Below are 18,533 nucleotides of genomic sequence, written 5' to 3'. Positions count from 1 at the left end.
GGCGGTCACCCATCATCCGTCAGATGCGGCGCAGCACCGCGACGACCCGCCCCATGATGGTGGCGTCATCGCCGGGAATCGGGTCGAAGGCCGGGTTCTGCGGCATCAGCCAGACGTGGCCGTCCCGGCGGCGGTAGGTCTTCACGGTCGCCTCGCCGTCGAGCATGGCGGCCACGATGTCGCCGACCTCGGCCGTCGGCTGCTGCCGCACCACCACCCAGTCGCCGTCGCAGATCGCCGCGTCGAGCATCGAGTCGCCCTTGACCTGGAGCATGAAGACCTCGCCCTCACCGACCAGCTCGCGGGGCAGCGGGAAGACGTCCTCCACGGCCTGCTCGGCGAGGATCGGCCCACCGGCGGCGATCCGGCCCAGCATCGGCACGTACGCCGGGGTGGGGCGCTGGGCGCGGCTCAGCTCGTCGTCGACCAGGTCGCTCGGTGCGCGCACGTCCACCGCGCGGGGGCGGTTGGGGTCGCGGCGCAGGAAGCCCTTCTTCTCCAGCTCCTTGAGCTGGTAGGCGACGCTGGACGGCGAGACCAGGCCGACCGCCTCGCCGATCTCGCGGACGCTCGGCGGGTAGCCGTGCCGCTCGACCCAGGTGCGGATGAACTCCAGGATCCGCCGCTGGCGGGCGGTCAGGTCGACCGACGCGGGGTCGGGGAAGGCGCTGACCACCGGGGTGACCGGGCGCACGGCGGGCTGGCCCGTCCGGCTGCGTGCGGTGCCCCGGCGCCGAGCGGCCGGTGGACCCGCCTCGGCGATCTGCTGCGGGTTCTTCGGCCGGCTGGCCCGGTCCTCGGTCACGTCCGTCCTCCCTGGTCGGCGCTGGGTGCCTCGGCGGCTCGTGGTGCGTGCGGTGGGTACGGTGGTGCGCTGCCGGTGCGGTGGTGATCCACCGCGACCGGTTGTTCATGACCGTATAGGTGAGATCGGTCATTTTCAAACATCTGTACGACCTCTCACCGGCGTGTCGCGCGGAAAACCACTTCGCTCGTACGCCCGTTCTGATAGATGGTACGTCGGTTGGCACGCGTGTTCGAACACTCGCCGTCCGTCGGTCCCGCGCGTCGGACGGTCGGCCGACCGGGGCCGGCCGGCCGGTAACCGCGCGAGGGCCCACCCGTTGGGTTCACCGGCGGGTCGGCCACGGTGGCGCCGCCGGGTCGGTCGGGGCGGAATGACCGGGGCGGTGGGTGACGCGCCGGACACGCCGCCCAACTTGACCCGGGTCCGCTGGCGGCATACGGTCGACCCCTAGATGTAGTAGTCACACGGGCGTAAGTTGCCTATAGGTTGGGTCCGACTACCGATCGCACCCCCGCACAGCCGCACGGCGGGCGGCCATCCGAGCGATGGCGCCGCCGGGGCCGGCCGTGCCCGGGGTGCCCGGTGCGGCCGTGGTCGATCGAGGAGGTCCGAGATGCGGTGTCCGTACTGCCGGCACGCCGACTCCCGGGTGGTCGACTCGCGGGAGGCCGACGACGGCCAGCTCATCCGGCGACGGCGGTCCTGCCCGGAGTGCGGCAAGCGGTTCACCACGGTGGAGGAGGCCGTCCTCGCGGTGGTCAAGCGCAGCGGGGTAACCGAGCCGTTCAGCCGGACGAAGATCATCGGCGGGGTGCGCAAGGCGTGCCAGGGCCGGCCGGTGGACGATGATTCGCTCGCGCTGCTGGCTCAGCGCGTCGAGGAGACGATCCGGGCCAAGGGGGCCGCCGAGATCCCCAGCCACGAGGTGGGGCTCGCCATCCTGGGCCCGCTGAGGGACCTGGACGAGATCGCCTACCTGCGATTCGCCAGCGTCTACCGGTCCTTCGACTCGCTCGCCGACTTCGAGCGCGAGATCGAGACGTTGCGGGCGGCGGCCCGCGCCCGGGAGAACGGCGGGGCCGAGGCGGTCGAGACCGCCGGCCGCACCAGCTGATTCTTCGCAGTTTTGTTCGAGAGATTGGGACGCGCGGTGGGTGACCGCGCAGACGAGGGGGGCGACGGCGTGACAACAAGCCGTTCACGAAGCAAGGCGGGCGCGGGACTGAAGATCGAGCGGGTCTGGACGACGGAGGGGGTCCACCCGTACGACGAGGTCACCTGGGAGCGCCGGGACGTCGTGATGACGAACTGGCGGGACGGCTCGATCAACTTCGAGCAGCGCGGGGTGGAGTTTCCCGAGGCCTGGAGCGTCAACGCGGCGAACATCGTGACCACCAAGTACTTCCGGGGAGCGGTGGGGACCCCGGAGCGGGAGTGGTCGCTCAAGCAGCTCATCGACCGGGTGGTCACCACCTACCGCACCGCCGGTGAGGAGTACGGCTACTTCGCCGGCCCGGCCGACGCCGAGGTCTTCGCCCACGAGCTGACCTGGATGCTGCTGCACCAGGTGTTCAGCTTCAACTCGCCGGTCTGGTTCAACGTCGGCACGCCGTCGCCGCAGCAGGTCAGCGCGTGCTTCATCCTCGCCGTCGACGACTCCATGGACTCGATCCTCGACTGGTACAAGGAGGAGGGGCTGATCTTCAAGGGCGGCTCCGGCTCCGGGGTGAACCTCTCCCGGATCCGCTCCTCCAAGGAGCTGCTCTCCTCCGGCGGCACCGCGTCCGGCCCGGTGAGCTTCATGCGCGGCGCCGACGCCTCGGCCGGCACCATCAAGTCCGGTGGCGCCACCCGGCGCGCGGCCAAGATGGTCATCCTCGACGTCGACCACCCGGACATCGAGGAGTTCGTGGTCACCAAGGCGCGCGAGGAGGACAAGATCCGCGCGCTGCGCGACGCCGGGTTCGACATGGACCTGGGCGGCGCCGACATCGTCAGCGTCCAGTACCAGAACGCCAACAACTCGGTCCGCGTCTCCGACGAGTTCATGTCGGCGGTCGAGAACGAGGGCAGCTTCGACCTGCGCGGCCGGCTGGACGGGTCGGTGATCAACACGATCGACGCCAAGAAGTTGTTCCGCACCATCTCCCAGGCCGCCTGGGAGTGCGCCGACCCCGGCCTGCAGTACGACGACACCATCAACGACTGGCACACCTGCCCGGAGACCGGGCGGATCACCGCGTCGAACCCGTGCTCGGAGTACCTGCACCTAGACAACTCCTCGTGCAACCTGGCCTCGCTCAACCTCATGAAGTTCCTCCGCGCCGACGGCGGCTTCGAGGTCGAGAAGTTCGTCAAGTCGGTCGAGCTGGTCATCAGCGCGATGGACATCTCGATCTGCTTCGCCGACTTCCCGACCGAGAAGATCGGTGAGACGTCCCGCGCCTACCGGCAGCTGGGCATCGGCTACGCCAACCTCGGCGCCCTGCTGATGGCCTCCGGCCTGCCGTACGACTCGGACCAGGGCCGCTCGGTCGCCGCCGCGATCACCTCGCTGATGACCGGCACCGCCTACCGGCGCTCGGCCGAGCTGGCCGGCGTCGTCGGTCCCTACGACGGCTACGCGCGCAACGCGGAGCCGCACAAGCGGGTCATGCGCAAGCACGCCGCGGCCAACGACGAGATCAAGCCGGCCGGCACCGTGGCCACCGCGATCCAGCGGGAGGCCACGAAGCAGTGGACCCTGGGCAACAAGGTCGGCGAGAAGAACGGCTGGCGCAACTCGCAGGCGAGCGTCCTCGCGCCGACCGGCACCATCGGCTTCATGATGGACTGCGACACGACCGGTGTGGAGCCGGATCTGGCGCTGGTCAAGTTCAAGAAGCTGGTCGGCGGCGGCTCGATGCAGATCGTCAACCAGACCGTGCCGCGCGCCCTGCGCAGCCTCGGCTACCCCGAGGAGCAGGTCGAGGCGATCGTCGAGCACATCGCCGACCACGGCCACGTGGTGGACGCCCCCGGCCTCAAGCCGGAGCACTACGCGGTCTTCGACTGCGCCATGGGCGAGCGGACGATCGCCCCGATGGGTCACGTGCGGATGATGGCGGCCATCCAGCCGTTCGTCTCCGGCGCCATCTCCAAGACGGTCAACATGCCGGAGGCGGCCACCGTCGAGGACGTCGAGAAGATCTACTTCGAGGGCTGGAAGCTCGGCCTCAAGGCGCTGGCGATCTACCGGGACAACTGCAAGGTCGGCCAGCCGCTCTCGGTGGCCAAGTCCAACAAGGCCACCGAGGCTCCGGCCGCCGAGGTCGAGAAGGTGGTCGAGAAGGTCGTCGAGTACCGCCCGGTGCGCAAGCGGCTGCCGAAGAAGCGCCCGTCGGAGACGGTCAGCTTCTCCGTCGGCGGCGCCGAGGGCTACCTCACCGCGTCGTCCTACCCGGACGACGGCCTCGGTGAGGTCTTCCTCAAGATGTCGAAGCAGGGCTCGACCCTCGCCGGGGTGATGGACGCCTTCTCGGTGGCCATCTCCATCGGTCTCCAGTACGGCGTCCCGCTGGAGACGTACGTCAGCAAGTTCACCAACATGCGCTTCGAGCCGGCCGGCATGACCGACGACCCGGACGTGCGGATGGCCGCCTCGGTGATGGACTACATCTTCCGTCGCCTGGCGCTGGACTTCCTGCCGTACGACCGCCGTGCGGAGCTGGGCATCTTCACCGCCAGCGAGCGGGCCGCCCAGCTGCGGGCCGAGGCGGAGGCGGAGAGCGGCGCGGACCTCGCCGCGATGGCCGCCTCCGCCCCGGTCGAGACCAAGCCGGAGGAGCCGAAGACCGGCCCGGTCGCCCAGCCCGCGCTGGAGGTCGCCGACGTCGCCGCCGCCAAGCCGGCGCCGTCGGTCGGCTCCAGCACCGAGCTGCTCGAGGCCGTGATCGGCAAGGCCGCCGACGCGCCGCTCTGCTTCACCTGCGGCACGAAGATGCGCCCCGCCGGCAGCTGCTACGTCTGCGAGGGCTGCGGCTCCACCAGCGGCTGCAGCTGAAACCGGGAGCGACACAGGGCGCTGCCCCGGCCTCCGATCGGAGGCCGGGGCAGCGCCGTTTCCAGGGTCGTCCGGCCGCCGGTCGGCGGGTGCTGACCGTCACCCTTTTCGGGCCGCCGGTCCACGGCGGTCGCTGGGATCATCGGGTGATGACGACGGCTGACGCGTACGTCGAGTTCGGCGCCCGGGAGGTGCGGGGGCTCTCGCCGACGTACGGGCGCCTGGCGCTCGCGGTGTCCCGCGACCGTGACCTGCTCGACCTGCTCGGCACGCTGCCACCGGCCAAGCGGCAGCCGAACCTGCTGTTCGGCGTGGTCCGGCTGCTGGGCGGCCCGGTCGACGACGCGGCCGCGTTCCACGACTTCACGGTGGCGAACTGGCCGGCGATCGCCGCCGAGATGCGCGTCCGGGCGACCCAGACCAACGAGGCGGGGCGCTGCGCGGTGCTGCTGCCGGCGCTCGCCGCGCTGCCGCAGCCGCTCGCGCTGCTGGAGGTGGGCGCGTCCGCCGGGCTCTGCCTCTACCCCGACCGGTACGCCTACCGCTACGGCGACCGGCGGGTCGGCGCCGGCGAGCCGGTCCTCGACTGCGCGGCCACCGGCGCGCCCGTGCCGGCCGCCCGGCCCGAGGTGGTCTGGCGGGCCGGCCTGGACCTCAACCCACTGGACGTGACCGATCCGGCCGACGTCGCGTGGCTGGACGCCCTCATCTGGCCGGAGCACACGCACCGCCGCGCCCGGCTGCGCGCCGCGGCCGCGGTCGCCGCCGCCGACCCGCCGCTGCTCGTCCGCGGCGACCTGGTGGACGACCTGCCGGCACTGGCCGCGCGGGCGCCGGCCGACGCGACACTGGTGGTCTTCCACACGTCGGTGCTGTACCAGGTGCCGACGCCACGGCGGGAGGCGTTCGTCGACCTCGTCCGCGACCTGCCCGGCCACTGGATCGCCAACGAGGATCCGGCTGTGCTGCCCCACCAGGGGCTACCGGACCCGCCGGGCGACGCCTTCTACAACGTGCTTGCGCTGGACGGGCGGCCGCTCGCCTGGACCCGCGGGCACGGGCAGGGGTTGGTCTGGTTCGGCTGACCTCGCGAGCGGCCAGCGGCCAGCGGCCAGCGGCCGGCGACTGGCGACCGGCAGCCGGCGACGGCGACCCGGACCGATTCCGACGGGGCCGTGGGTGGCCTCTGAGTGATCGAATTGGGACAGCGGGTCAGATCGATCTTCATTAGGCTGGAGGCCCGACGACTCCGGCCCGGCGAGGTGTCATGGTCAAGCCCTCCTTCCCCCGTCCCACCCCGGCCCGTGCGACAGCGGTTCTGCTTCCGGTGCTCTGGGGCCTGGTCGTCGGCTGGTGGACGCCGCGCGGCCCGGGCACCGGCGTCGAAGCAATCCTGTCCGCCGTGGTCAGCGTCGCCGTCGGGCTCGCGGCCGGCTGGCTGACCCGGTCGCGCTGGGCCATGCTCGCCGCCCCGGTGCTCTTCGCGGTGGCGGTCGAGCTGGTGCGGATCCGGCTGCGCGGGCCGACGGTCGACGCCCCGCACCTGAGCGGCTTCGGCTTCGCCGCGCTGCTGCTCGGCCGAGGGCTGCACGGCCTGTTCACGCTGCTGCCGCTACTGGTCGGTGCGGCCTACGGCGCCGGCCTGGCCCGACGGGGCGACCGAGCCGCGGCCGGAGAGCCGGCTGCCGCCGGAGAGGCGGTCGCCGATCGTGCCGCGGCCACCGCCGGGAGGCAGGGCGCCGCCGGTGAGCCGGTCGCTGACCCCGCACCGGCAGCCGCCCGATCCCGTTCGGCGTGGTTGTGGCTGCGACGGATCGCGACCGGCCTGGCGGCCGCGGTGGTCCTGCTGGCCGCGGTGGCGGTGGCGTTGCCGGCCCGCACGGACCGGATCGACGGTGGGATCGCCGAGCTGACCAGTGTGGACACCGGCGACCGGTCGCTCGGCCTGATGCTGCGCGGCGCGGACCCGGCGGCACCGGTCCTGCTCTTCCTGCCCGGCGGGCCGGGCTCCTCGGAGGTCGGCGCGGTGCGCCGGCACCTGGCCGGGCTGGAGCAGCGGTTCGTGGTGGCCACCCTGGACCGTCGGGGTGCCGCGAAGTCGTGGGGTGCCTTCGCGCCGTCGTCGTCGTTCACGCTCGACAGCGAGGTCGCCGACGTCCTTGCCGTGGTCGAGCACCTGCGCGCCCGCTTCCGGCAGGAGAAGGTCTACCTGGTGGCGCACTCCGGCGGTTCGCTGGTCGGGGTCACCGCCGTGCAGCGGCGTCCCGAGCTGTTCCGGGCGTACGTGGGGGTGGGCCAGGCGGTGGACCTGCGCGAGGCCGACCGCCGCCAGCACGCCGACACGATCGCCTGGGCCCGCCGCACCGGCCGGGCCGACCTGGCGGACCGGCTCACCGCGCTGGGTCCGCCACCGTACGACCGGATGTACGACTACGAGCCGCTGCTCGCCAACGAGGCCGGCGCGTTCGACTACGACCGGCCCGGCGCCGGGACGTCGGGAATTGTCGACGTCCCGGAGTACGGGCTGCTGGAGAAGGTGCACGCGCTGGTCGGGCCGCTCGACGGCTTCGACGCGCTCTACCCGACGGTGCAGGACGTGGACCTCCGCCGCCAGGTGCGCCAGCTCCAGGTGCCCGTGTGGCTGGTCGACGGCGCCCACGAGGTGCCGGGCCGGCTCGCGCTGCTGCGGGAGTGGTACGACCTGCTCGAGGCGCCCCGCAAGGAGCGGGTGGTGCTCGACGGCGCCGGGCACCGGTCGCTGTTCGAGCGGCCCGGCCCGTTCACCGACCTCCTGGCCCGGGTGCGGGCCGAGACCAGCGGCGCCGGCATCTGACCAGCACACCGGCGGCCGGGGCGACGCCGCACGGCCGCCGCACCGCCGCCGGCCGTCCGGCGGCCGCGCGCCGTCGCGGCCGGGCCGGCGACAGACGCAGTCGCAGCGGGGCGCGGCCGGACGGTCAGGCGCGCTGGTGGCGGAGCAGGACGACGCCGTTGCCGAAGACACGGCCCTCGACCAGCCGCAGGTCGGTGCGTGCGTCGCGGGAGGGGAACAGCGGCCGGCCGTGGCCGATCAGCACCGGGTGCACGTAGGTCCGGTATTCGTCGACCAGGTCGTGCCGGGCGAAGGTGGCGAGCAGGTCGCCCCCGCCGAGCGCCAGGTCGCCGCCCGGCTCGGCCTTGAGCCGGCGCACCTCGTCGGGCTCCACCTCGTGGACGACGGTGGCGTTCCAGTCGGCCTTCTCCAACGTGCGCGAGTAGACGATCTTCGGCATGTCGCGCCAGATGCCGGCGAACTCCTTCATCGGCGCGCTGCTGGTCGGGTCCTGGTCCGCCGTCGGCCAGAACGCGGCCATCAGCTCGTAGGTAACCCGCCCGTTCAGGAAGCCGCCCATCGTGCGGAGCTCGTCGTTGAAGTGCTGATGCAGCTCCTCGTCGACCCGGTGCCAGCTGATGTCGCCGCCCGGACCCTCGAAGTAGCCGTCCAACGACACGCTCATGTGTACGACGATCTTCCTCATCCCGGGTGCTCCTTCGCGTCGTGCGTCGTCCCGGTCAGCCTGCCCGGACCCTATGACGAAACCGCCGGTTCCGGCATGTCCTTCATGGTCCGCAGCGGCGAGAAGAGCAGGAACAGGCAGGCGCTCCAGGTCCCGAGCACGCAGATCCAGAGCGCCGGGCGCAGGCCCAGCGCCGTGCCGAGCGTGCCGCCGACCAGTGCGCCGAGCGGGATCACCCCGAAGCAGATCCAGAGGAACGCCGCGTTGACCCGGCCGAGGATCGCCGCCGGGGTGATGCGTTGCCGGTACGTCATCGCGGCCACGTTGAACAGCACCGCGTTGGCGGAGAAGGCCGCCAGTCCGACGCCGTAGAGCAGCACCCCCCAGCCGGGTCGGGCCAGCGGCATCAGCAGGTAGAACGGGCCGGGCACGGTCATCGCCACCCAGATCACCCGGGCCGAGCCGATCCAGGCCGACAGCCGCCCGGCCAGTGCGCCGACGACCAGCCCGCCGACCGCGCTGACCGAGAAGACCAGGCCGACCTGCACCGACGAGGCGTGCAACTCGCGCAGCATGAAGGTGACCTCGATCGAGCCGGCCGCCATCACGAAGAAGTTCGACGTCGTCGTGCAGGCCAGGATGCTGACCAGGATCGGCTGCCGGCGGATGAAGCGCAGCCCGTCGGTCATCTCCACCCGCAGCGGCACCCGCTCCCGGGGTGCCGGCCCGGCCCGGGGCGTCTCCCGGATCAGCAGCAGCGTCACCGCGCTGAGCAGGAAGGCCAGGCCGTTGCTGAGGAACGTGCGGGTCGCGCCGACCAGCCCGATGAGCACGCCGCTGACCGTCGGGCCGACCAGCTCGGCGGCGTCCTGGCTCATGGTGAGCTTGGCGTTGCCGTCGACCAACCGCGCCGCCGGGACGAGCCGCGGCAGCATGCTCTTGTACGCCACGGTGAAGAGCACGGTGAGCACCCCGGAGAGCCCGACCACCGCGTACAGGTAGCCGAGCGTGAGCTGCCCAACCAGCGCGGCCACCGGCAGCGACAGCATCAGCGCGGCCCGACCCAGGTCGCACGCGATCATCAGGCGGCGCTGGTCCACCCGGTCCGCGATGATGCCCGCCGGCAGCGAGACGAGCAGATACGGCAGCCAGGCCAGGAACGTGAGCAGCGAGACCTGGAAGACGCTGGCATGCAGGGTGTCGGCGGCCAGCAGTGGGACGGCCACGCTCGCGATCCGGGTGCCCAGCTCGCTCACCGTCTGGCCGCTCCACAGCAGCAGGAAGTTCCGGCTCCGCAGCAGCGACGGAGGTCGGGCGGGCGCGGCTGCCGGGGGAGCGGCGACGTGCTGGCTCACGTGCTGGCCTGTCTGTGCGGACGGACGTGGTGGTCGCCGGGCGACGAGGACGCCGCCGGGCGGCCGCCGTCGCCGGCCCGGGGACCCTACCGGCGCCGCCCGCGTCCGGGCGCGGCATTTATCCCCCGGGCCAGCCGTCGCACCAGCCACGTCGGAGCGGCGCCCGCGGGTGCGGGTACCGTCCGAGGGCCCGCCCGGACCTCGGGCGGCGGAAGGAGATCCCGTCATGTCCATCGCCCTCCTCACCCTCGGCGGCACCATCGCGATGGGTGGGGTCGACCGGGGTCGGCCCGGCGTGGTCACCCGGCTCACCGGCGCGGACCTCACCGCCGCCGTGCCGGGCCTCGCCGACCTGGGCGTACCCCTGGACGTCCGGGACGCCCACGCGGTGCCCAGCGCCAACCTCACCTACCGTCAGCTCCTGGACGTGATCGGGATCGCCTCGGCGGCGGTGTCCGACGGCGCGGTCGGCGCGGTGGTCACGCAGGGCACCGACACCCTGGAGGAGTCGGCGTTCCTGGCCGACCTGGTGTGGCCGCACGCCGCGCCGCTGGTGTTCACCGGCGCGATGCGCAACCCCACGCTGGCCGGCGCGGACGGCCCGGCGAACCTGCTCGCCGCGGCCCGCGTCGCCGCCGCGCCGGCGGCCCGCGACCTGGGTGTGCTGGTCGTGGCCAACGACGAGGTGCACGCGGCCCGGTGGGTACGCAAGACCCACAGCACCAGCACCGCGACCTTCGCGTCGCCGAACGCCGGTCCGGTCGGGCAGGTGATCGAGGGCGAGGTGCGGGTGCTGGCCAGGCCGGAGCGGCGTGACCCGCTGCCGCCGGTCGACCCCGACCGGCTCGACGCCGTCCGGGTCGCCCTCTACCCGGTCACCCTGGACGACGACGGCCTGCTCCTCGCCGGAGTCGCGGACAGCCACCACGGGCTGGTGGTCGCCGGCTTCGGGGTGGGCCACGTGCCGGCCGCGCTGGCCCCGCTGCTCGGCGACCTGGCCGGCCGGATGCCGGTGCTGCTCACCTCCCGCGCCGGCGCCGGCTCGGTGCTGCGCCAGACGTACGGGGCGGTCGGCTCGGAGACCGACCTGCAGCGGCGCGGCCTGCTCAACGGTGGGCTGCTCGACCCGTACAAGGGGCGGGTGCTGCTGCGCCTGCTGCTCGCCGCGGGCCTGGACGGTGACGCGGTGGCCGGCGCCCTGGCCCGGTACCGCTGACCGGCGACGCGGGCTCCTAGACTGCGCCGATGACCGGGGAGCGACGACCGCTGGCGGCCCGCCCGCTGACCGAGCCGCATCCGTCCCGGCTGTCGTCCGGGCATCCGGACCGGGAGCGGATCCTCGCGGCGCACGCCGCCGCGCTGGCGTCCGGCGAGGCGGGCTACCTCGACCCGGCGACCGGGCTGTTCGTGCTCAGCGCGGGCTTCCTGGCCCGCCGCGGCACCTGCTGCGGCCGCGGCTGCCGGCACTGCCCGTACGTCGATGATCCACCCGGTGGCGCCGACGTGACAGCGGGGCGAAGCAACGGCTGAGGGCTTTCGCCCGGGCCGGACGTTCCGTACGGTGTCCGACGGACCTCGGGCGGGCGGCGCCCCGCCGTCGACGAGCGGGAGAGTGCGCGTGCGCGGGCGGATCGTGGTGGCCGGGCTGGTCGTGCTGGCGGTGTCCGGCTGTGGCGCGGAGCGCGGGCCGGTGCGGGTGCCGCCACCGGCGCCGATCGCGGTCGACGTGGCCGCCGCCTCGTCCGGCGGCGCCTGCCGGCTGCTGGACTTCGCGGTGATCGAGCAGCACGTCAAGGTCCGGTTCGACGTGGCGGCGGCCAGTGACCGGGGCGACACCCACACCTGCGTCGTCCGGACCGAGAAGGCCACCGTGCCGGAGCTGACCCTGACCGTCACCGAGACCTCGATGGACAAGGCGACCTTCGCCGCGGACCTGGTGCCCGACTCGGCCGCCAAGGTGGCCGGGCTGGGTCAGCAGGCGTACCGCCGGACCACCGCGGCCTCGGCCGGGCACGGGCCGGTCGTCGAGGTCGGCTGGCTCTCGACCGACGGGCGGTTGGCCACGCTGCACTGGACCAGCCCGCGCGGCACCGCCAAGCCGGCGGCGGACAAGGTCGCGGCCGATCTGACGGCGCTGGCGAAGAAGGTCAACACCCGCGCGCTGTGACGCGAGAAACAGCGCGCGGTGCCGCCGGGGTCAGCCGGCGGCGACGAAGACCCGGGACGCGACCTCGCGGGGCAGCCGCACCCGGTCGCCCGAGCGGTCGATCGACACGCCGTCGCGCTCCTGGGCCACGGTCACCGTGGCGCCCGGGTCGACACCCGCGGCGTGCAGCTGCCGCAGCACGTCCGCGTTGGTCTGCACGCTCTCGCAGATCCGCCGGACCACCACCGGCCCGGAGAGGCCGGGGAACGCCAGGTTGCGCTCACCGTCGACCACCGCGGTGTCCTCCGGCTCCGGCGAGCCCAGCTCCTCCAGCCCCGGGATCGGGTTGCCGTACGGCGACCGGGTCGGTCGGTTGAGCAGGTCGTAGACCCGCTTCTCGACCGCGTCGCTCATCACGTGCTCCCACCGGCAGGCCTCCTCGTGGGCCTCCTCGTAGGGCATCCCGATCACGTTCACCAGCAGCAGCTCGGCGAGGCGGTGCTTGCGCATCACGGAGACGGCCGCCGTGCGCCCGTCCGAGGTGAGCGCCAGGTGCCGGTCACCCTCGACGGTGAGCAGGCCGTCGCGCTCCATCCGCGCGACCGTCTGGCTCACCGTGGGACCGCTCTGCTTCAGCCGCTCGGCGATCCGGGCACGCAACGGCGGCACCCCCTCCTCTTCGAGCTCGAGGATGGTGCGCAGGTACATTTCGGTCGTGTCAACCAGGTCGTGCTTCACGTCAACGGCCCTCCAGTGATCGATGTTACCGCGCCGTCGGTGTAACGACCGAAACCGAATCGCGACCTCGCTGCCCGGATGGTGTTGACTGTTCGTCATGTCCGGTACCGACGACCTCCTGGTGGAGCCCGACCGGCTCGCCGCCGAGCTCGACTCCGCCGAGCCGCCCACCCTGCTCGACGTCCGCTGGCGGCTCACCGGCCCGCCCGGCCGGGACGACTACGCCGTCGGCCACCTGCCCGGCGCCGTCTTCGTCGACCTGGACACCGCGCTCTGCGGTCCGCCCGGCGCCGCCGGCCGGCACCCGCTGCCCAATCCCGGTGCGCTCGAGGCCGCCCTGCGGGCCGCCGGCGTCCGGGACGGTCGTCCCGTCGTGGTGTACGACGGCGGCGACGGCATGGCCGCCGCGCGCGCCTGGTGGACGCTGCGCTGGGCCGGGCACTCCGCGGCCCGCCTGTTGCACGGCGGCTACCCGGTCTGGGTGGCGGCGGGCCTGCCCACCAGCACCGAGGCGCCCGAGCCGGCCCCGGGCGACGTGACCGTCCGGCCCGGCGCGCTGCCCGTGCTCGACGCGGGCGAGGCCGCCCGCCTGGCGACGGCCGGGTCCGGGGTGCTGCTGGACGTCCGGGCGGCGCCCCGCTACCGCGGCGAGACCGAGCCGATCGACCCGGTGGCCGGGCACGTGCCCGGCGCGGTCAACCTGCCCGCCCCCGACTACGTCACCGACGGCCGGTTCCCCGCCGCGGCGGCGCTGCGTGAGCGGTTCGCCGCCGCCGGGGTGGCCGAGGGCGCACCGGTCGGGGCGTACTGCGGGTCCGGGGTGACCGCCGCGCAGGCGGTGCTCGCCCTGCACCTGGCCGGCCGGCCGGACGCCGCGCTCTACATCGGGTCGTGGAGCAACTGGGTCGCCGACCCGCAGCGACCGGTCGCCACCGGGCCGACACCCGGCGCGTGACCAGCGCCTACGCTGCTCCACACCGGTCCACGTGCGACGATGGGCCCATGTCCGACGACACGGTGGTGGTGTGGGACGAGTCCCTGCTCGCCTACGACATGGGTGACCATCCCCTCGACCCGGTCCGGGTGGAGCTGACCGTCGCGCTCGCCCGCGAGCTCGGCATCCTGGAGCGGCCGGGGGTGCGCCTGGTCAAGCCGGAGCCGGCCGACGACGCGCTGCTCACCCGGGTGCACGACCCGCGCTACGTGGACGCGGTCCGGTCCGCGCCCGGCGACCCGCTCTTCGCCGGCTTCGGGCTCGGCACCTCCGACAACCCGGTCTTTCCCGGGATGCACGAGGCCAGCGCGCTGGTCGCCGGGGCGAGCGTTGCCGCCGCCGAGGCGGTCTGGCGGGGCGAGGCCCGGCGGGCGGTCAACGTGGCCGGCGGGCTGCACCACGCCATGCCGGCCCGCGCGGGCGGGTTCTGCGTCTACAACGACCCCGCGGTGGCCATCGCCCGGCTGCTCGACCTGGGCGCGGAGCGGATCGCGTACGTGGACGTGGACGTGCACCACGGCGACGGCGTGCAGCAGGTGTTCTGGAACGACCCGCGGGTGTTGACGGTCAGCCTGCACGAGACCCCGCTCGCCCTCTTCCCCGGCACCGGTTTCCCGGACGAGACCGGCGGCCCGGGCGCCGAGGGGACCGCGGTCAACGTGCCGCTGCCGCCGGGCGTCAACGACGCCGGCTGGCAGCGCGCGTTCCACGCGATCGTCCCGTCGGTGCTGCGCGCGTTCCGGCCGCAGCTGCTCGTCAGCCAGTGCGGCGCGGACGCGCACCGGCTCGACCCCCTCGCCGACCTGCACCTGTCGGTCGACGGGCAGCGCGCCACCTACCTCGCCCTGCGGGCGCTCGCCGACGAACTCTGCGAGGGTCGCTGGGTCGCCACCGGCGGCGGCGGGTACGCGCTGGCCGAGGTCGTGCCCCGGGCCTGGACCCACCTGCTGGCGGTCGCCACCGGCGATCCGATCGACCCGGCGACGCTGATCCCGCCGGCCTGGCGGGAGCTGGCCAGCGCGCGCTGCCCCAACCGGGAGGTCCCGCTGCGGATGACCGACGACGCGGACCCGACGTACCAGCCGTGGCAGCCGACCGGCGAGCCGAACGCGGTGGACCGGGCCATCGCGGCCACCCGCAAGTCCGTCTTCCCGCTGCTCGGGCTCGACCCGTACGACCCGCGCGACTGAGCCGGCCGGGGGAGGACCGGCGGGTGACGACCGTGGACCAACCGGTGGACGTGCTGCTCAGCGACGGCACGACCGTCCAGCTGCGACAGATCCGCCCGGAGGACGGGCCGGGGATCGTGGCGATGCACTCGCGATTCTCCGAGCGCACCCGCTACCTGCGCTACTTCTCGCCGTACCCCCGGATCCCGGACCGGGACCTGCAGCGGTTCGTCAACGTCGACCACCGCGACCGGGAGGCGTTCGTGGTGCTGGCCGGCGGGCGGATCGTCGCCGTCGGCCGGTACGAGCGGCTCGGGCCGCAGGCGCCGGAGGCCGAGGTGGCGTTCGTGGTGGAGGACGAGTACCAGGGCCGGGGCATCGGCTCGGTGCTGCTGGAACACCTGGCCGACGCGGCCCGCCAGGTCGGCATCGTGCACTTCGTCGCCGAGGTGCTCCCGGCCAACGGGGCGATGCTGCGGGTCTTCTCCGACTTCGGCTACCAGGTGCAGCGGCAGTTCGCCGACGGCGTGGTGCACCTGACCTTCCCGATCGCGCCCACCGACGCGACCCTCGCCGTGCAGCGCGGCCGGGAGCACCGCACCGAGGCGCGCTCGATCGCCCGGCTGCTCGCTCCGCGGGGCGTCGCCGTCTACGGCGCGAGCGCCACCGGGCAGGGAGTGGGCGCCGCGGTGCTCGGGCACCTGCGCGACGGCGGCTTCGCCGGTGCGGTCGTCCCGGTGCACCCCGGCGCGGCGACCGTCGCCGGGCTGCCCGCGTACGCCTCGGCGGCCGACGCCGGCGTGCCGGTCGACCTGGCGGTCGTCGCGGTGCCGCCCGGTTCGGCGCCGGCCGTGGTCGCCGACGCGGCCGCCGCCGGGGTGCACGGGTTGGTGGTGATCTCCGCCGGCTTCGCCGAGTCCGGGGCCGAGGGCGCGGCCGCGCAGCGGGCCCTGGTCCGGGCCGCGCACGCCGCCGGCATGCGGGTGGTCGGCCCGAACTGCCTCGGCGTGGCCAACACCGACCCGGCGGTACGCCTCAACGCCACCCTCGCGCCGGCACTGCCGCCGGCCGGTCGGGTCGGCGTCTTCAGCCAGTCCGGCGCGTTCGGGGTGGCGCTGCTGGCCGAGGCGGACCGCCGGGGCCTCGGCCTGTCCAGCTTCGTGTCGGCCGGGAACCGGGCCGACGTCTCCGGCAACGACCTGCTCCAGTACTGGCAGGACGACCCCGGCACCGACGTGATCATGCTGCACCTGGAGACCTTCGGCAACCCGCGCAAGTTTGCCCGGCTGGCCCGACGGATCGGGCGCACGAAGCCCGTGGTGGCGCTCGCCTCGCCGGCCCGCCCGCTCGGCGTGGGTGACTCGGCCGGCCCGGACGAGGTGGCGGTCGCCGCGCTGTTCACCCAGTCCGGCGTGATCCGGGTGGACACCGTTGCCGAACTGCTGGACGTCGGGGTGCTGCTCGCCAACCAGCCGCTGCCGGCCGGCCCGCGGGTCGCGGTGGTGGGCAACTCGTCGGCACTCACCGGCCTCGCCGCGACCGCCTGTGCCGCCCAGGGGCTCACGCTCGCCGACGGCTATCCCCGGGACGTCGGGCCGAACGCCGGTGCCGCCGAGTTCGCCGCGGCCCTCGCCGGTGCGGCCGCCGACGAGCGGGTGGACGCCCTCGCCGTGATGGTCGCCCCGCCGCTGCCCGGGCAGCCGGCCGACGCCGACCTCACCGCCGCGCTGCCCGCGGCCCTCGGCACCGGCAAGCCGGCCGTGACGACCGTCCTGGCCGGACGGACGCCGGTCGGGATGCCGTCGTACGGAGGTGTGGAGGAGGCGGTCCGGGCGCTGGCCCGGGTGCACCGGTACGCCGACTGGCTGCGTCGCCCGGCCGGCAGCCTGCCGGAGTTGTCCGGTGTGGACCGGGCCGCCGGTCAGGCCGCGCTGCGCCCCGACGGCGCGGACGTCGACGGCCTGCTCGCCGCGTACGGCATCGATCTGGTGGCGTCGGTGCCGGCGCGGTCGGCCGACGAGGCGGCGGACGCGGCGCGGCGACTCGGATTCCCGGTGGCGTTGAAGGCCGCGGCGCCCGGGCTGCGGCATCGGCTCGACCTCGGTGCGGTCCGGCTCGACCTGCCCGACGCGGCCGCGGTCCGGCGCGCGTACGCCGAGATGTCCGCGGTCTTCGGCGCGGACGTCCTGGTCCAGCCGATGGTGCCGCCTGGGGTGGCCTGCGTGGTCGAGCTGGTCGAGGATCCGGCGTTCGGGCCGGTGGTCGGTTTCGGGCTGGGCGGCGTCGCCACCGAGTTGCTCGGCGACCGGGCCTGGCGGGCGGTCCCGGTGACCGACCGGGACGCCGCCGACCTGGTGGACGAGCCGCGGGCGGCGCCGCTGCTGCGCGGGCACCGGGGCGCCGCGCCGGTGGACCGGGCGGCCCTGATCGACCTGCTGCTGCGTGTCGGCCGGCTCGCCGACGAGCAGCCCCGGGTGCGCGCGCTGACGCTGAACCCGGTGCTCGCGCGACCGGACGGCCTGTCGGTGCTGCACGCCACCGTCCGCGCCGGCTCCGCGACGGTTCGCCCGGACACCGGTCCCCGCCGGCTCTGACGGGGGCCGCTCGCCCCGGACGGCTCGGGCCGGGGACAGGGGGGCGGAGACGCGGAGGGCCCCGGCGAACCGCCGGGGCCCTCCGTTCGAGGGTGCGTCAGCAGGCGTACGCCTCCAGGCGCTGCGCCCGCTCCGGCGCGCGCAGCTTGAGCAGCGTCACCTTCTCGATCTGCCGGATCCGCTCCCGGGACAGGCCGAACTCGCGGCCGACCTCGTCCAGCGTGCGCTGCCGGCCGTCGTCGAGGCCGAACCGGAGCCGGATCACCGCCTGCTCGCGCTGGGAGAGGGTGGCCAGCACGATCCGGACCTCGTTGCGCAGCTCGCCCTGCGCCGCGGCGTCGCCCGGCTCCTCCCGCGGGTCGACCGCGGCGACGAAGTCGCCGAGCGCGCTCTCGCCGTCCTCGCCGACCGCCTGGTCGAGGCTGACCGGCTCCCGGTCGTAGGAGATCAGCTCGATCACCTGGAACTCGGGGATGTCGAGCGCCCGGGCGACCTCGGCGACGGTGGGCTCCCGGCCCAGCGACACCGACAGCTCGCGGCGGGCCCGGACCATCCGGTTGACCTGCTCGACCATGTGCACCGGGATGCGGATGGTGCGGGCCTGGTCGGCCATGGCGCGGGTGATGGCCTGGCGGATCCACCAGGTGGCGTAGGTGGAGAACTTGTAGCCCTTGGTGTAGTCGAACTTCTCGACCGCGCGGATCAGGCCGAGGTTGCCCTCCTGGATCAGGTCGAGGAAGGCCATGCCGCGTCCCGTGTAGCGCTTCGCGATGCTCACCACCAGCCGCAGGTTCGCCTCGAGCAGGTGGTCCTTGGCCGCCCGGCCCTCCGCGACGATCAGCTCCAGATCCGCCGTCAGGTCCGGCGAGACGGGGGTGCAGGTCGCCAGCTTCTCCTCGGCGAACAGGCCGGCCTCGATCCGCTTGGCCAACTCGACCTCCTGGGCGGCGGTCAGCAGCTTCGTGCGGCCGATCCCGTTGAGGTACGCCCGGACCAGGTCGGTGGAGACGCCGCGCTCGTCGGTGGCGTCCAGGTCGGTCAGGGCCTCGCTGCCCGGGTCGTTCTCGGTGCCCGCGGCCGGGCGCATCTGGTGCTCCGTCATCTGCAGGGCCATTTCGTCTCTCCCCGTGTACGTGTGGCGCGATTCCCGGTCTGGTGCTGCCGGTGACACACAGCTTGGCGGCCGGGGC

Annotated in this window: 15 protein-coding genes; 10 read left to right on the top strand and 5 right to left on the bottom strand. The window is 74.1% G+C overall.

The window, feature by feature from the left end; translation table 11 throughout:
- Positions 1-19: 19 nt before the first annotated feature.
- Entirely contained in the window at positions 20-805 is a 786-nt protein-coding gene (lexA, locus tag O7603_RS13435; protein ID WP_281576040.1) for a transcriptional repressor LexA, read from the bottom strand.
- Between the two features lie 616 nt (positions 806-1,421).
- Between lexA and nrdR the strand changes: the two genes are divergently transcribed.
- The 4 genes from nrdR to O7603_RS13415 all read left to right on the top strand — a co-directional run bounded on the left by nrdR (position 1,422) and on the right by O7603_RS13415 (position 7,683).
- The gene (nrdR, locus tag O7603_RS13430) at positions 1,422-1,922 is read left to right on the top strand and encodes a transcriptional regulator NrdR (protein ID WP_281576039.1); all 501 of its coding nucleotides are present in this window, start codon (positions 1,422-1,424) and stop codon (positions 1,920-1,922) included.
- A gap of 36 nt (positions 1,923-1,958) precedes the next feature.
- Positions 1,959-4,850: a vitamin B12-dependent ribonucleotide reductase gene (locus O7603_RS13425; protein ID WP_281576038.1), complete on the top strand. Its 2,892-nt coding sequence runs from the start codon at positions 1,959-1,961 to the stop codon at positions 4,848-4,850.
- A gap of 149 nt (positions 4,851-4,999) precedes the next feature.
- Positions 5,000-5,935: a DUF2332 domain-containing protein gene (locus O7603_RS13420; RefSeq protein ID WP_281576037.1), complete on the top strand. Its 936-nt coding sequence runs from the start codon at positions 5,000-5,002 to the stop codon at positions 5,933-5,935.
- 182 nt (positions 5,936-6,117) lie between these two features.
- Positions 6,118-7,683, top strand: a complete 1,566-nt coding sequence (locus O7603_RS13415; protein WP_281576036.1) for an alpha/beta hydrolase — start codon at positions 6,118-6,120, stop codon at positions 7,681-7,683.
- Between the two features lie 124 nt (positions 7,684-7,807).
- Here the strand turns inward: O7603_RS13415 and O7603_RS13410 are convergent, their stop codons facing one another.
- Positions 7,808-8,368 (bottom strand): dihydrofolate reductase family protein, encoded by a 561-nt coding sequence (locus O7603_RS13410; RefSeq protein WP_281576035.1) that lies wholly within the window; start codon positions 8,366-8,368, stop codon positions 7,808-7,810.
- Positions 8,369-8,418: 50 nt separating this feature from the next.
- Entirely contained in the window at positions 8,419-9,702 is a 1,284-nt protein-coding gene (locus tag O7603_RS13405) for an MFS transporter (RefSeq protein ID WP_281576034.1), read from the bottom strand.
- 226 nt (positions 9,703-9,928) lie between these two features.
- Between O7603_RS13405 and O7603_RS13400 the strand changes: the two genes are divergently transcribed.
- From O7603_RS13400 to O7603_RS13390, 3 genes are all read left to right on the top strand, one after another.
- The gene (locus O7603_RS13400; protein ID WP_281576033.1) at positions 9,929-10,918 is read left to right on the top strand and encodes an asparaginase; all 990 of its coding nucleotides are present in this window, start codon (positions 9,929-9,931) and stop codon (positions 10,916-10,918) included.
- 29 nt (positions 10,919-10,947) lie between these two features.
- A complete protein-coding gene (locus O7603_RS13395) occupies positions 10,948-11,232 on the top strand; it encodes a DUF5522 domain-containing protein (protein WP_281576032.1) in 285 nt (94 codons plus the stop codon).
- Positions 11,233-11,320: 88 nt separating this feature from the next.
- Positions 11,321-11,869 carry a hypothetical protein gene (locus O7603_RS13390; protein WP_281576031.1) on the top strand — a complete coding sequence of 183 codons (549 nt, stop codon included), beginning with the start codon at positions 11,321-11,323 and terminating at the stop codon, positions 11,867-11,869.
- Positions 11,870-11,899: 30 nt separating this feature from the next.
- On the opposite strand, the gene O7603_RS13385 is transcribed toward O7603_RS13390, so the two are convergent.
- The gene (locus O7603_RS13385) at positions 11,900-12,586 is read right to left on the bottom strand and encodes a metal-dependent transcriptional regulator (RefSeq protein WP_281576030.1); all 687 of its coding nucleotides are present in this window, start codon (positions 12,584-12,586) and stop codon (positions 11,900-11,902) included.
- Positions 12,587-12,683: 97 nt separating this feature from the next.
- Here O7603_RS13385 and O7603_RS13380 point away from each other — a divergent pair, with 97 nt between their 5' ends.
- The 3 genes from O7603_RS13380 to O7603_RS13370 are packed head-to-tail and all read left to right on the top strand — an operon-like array spanning position 12,684 to position 17,343.
- Positions 12,684-13,541 carry a sulfurtransferase gene (locus tag O7603_RS13380; protein ID WP_281576029.1) on the top strand — a complete coding sequence of 286 codons (858 nt, stop codon included), beginning with the start codon at positions 12,684-12,686 and terminating at the stop codon, positions 13,539-13,541.
- 47 nt (positions 13,542-13,588) lie between these two features.
- The gene (locus O7603_RS13375) at positions 13,589-14,770 is read left to right on the top strand and encodes an acetoin utilization protein AcuC (protein ID WP_281576028.1); all 1,182 of its coding nucleotides are present in this window, start codon (positions 13,589-13,591) and stop codon (positions 14,768-14,770) included.
- Between the two features lie 23 nt (positions 14,771-14,793).
- Entirely contained in the window at positions 14,794-17,343 is a 2,550-nt protein-coding gene (locus tag O7603_RS13370; RefSeq protein ID WP_281576027.1) for a bifunctional GNAT family N-acetyltransferase/acetate--CoA ligase family protein, read from the top strand.
- 97 nt (positions 17,344-17,440) lie between these two features.
- Here the strand turns inward: O7603_RS13370 and sigB are convergent, their stop codons facing one another.
- Positions 17,441-18,445: an RNA polymerase sigma factor SigB gene (sigB, locus tag O7603_RS13365; RefSeq protein ID WP_281576688.1), complete on the bottom strand. Its 1,005-nt coding sequence runs from the start codon at positions 18,443-18,445 to the stop codon at positions 17,441-17,443.
- Positions 18,446-18,533: the final 88 nt, after the last annotated feature.

It is taken from the genome of Micromonospora sp. WMMD812 (assembly GCF_027497215.1).
Lineage (GTDB): Bacteria > Actinomycetota > Actinomycetes > Mycobacteriales > Micromonosporaceae > Micromonospora.
Note: the sequence above shows the minus strand (reverse complement) of the source record. Positions and strands in the feature narration are given on the sequence as shown.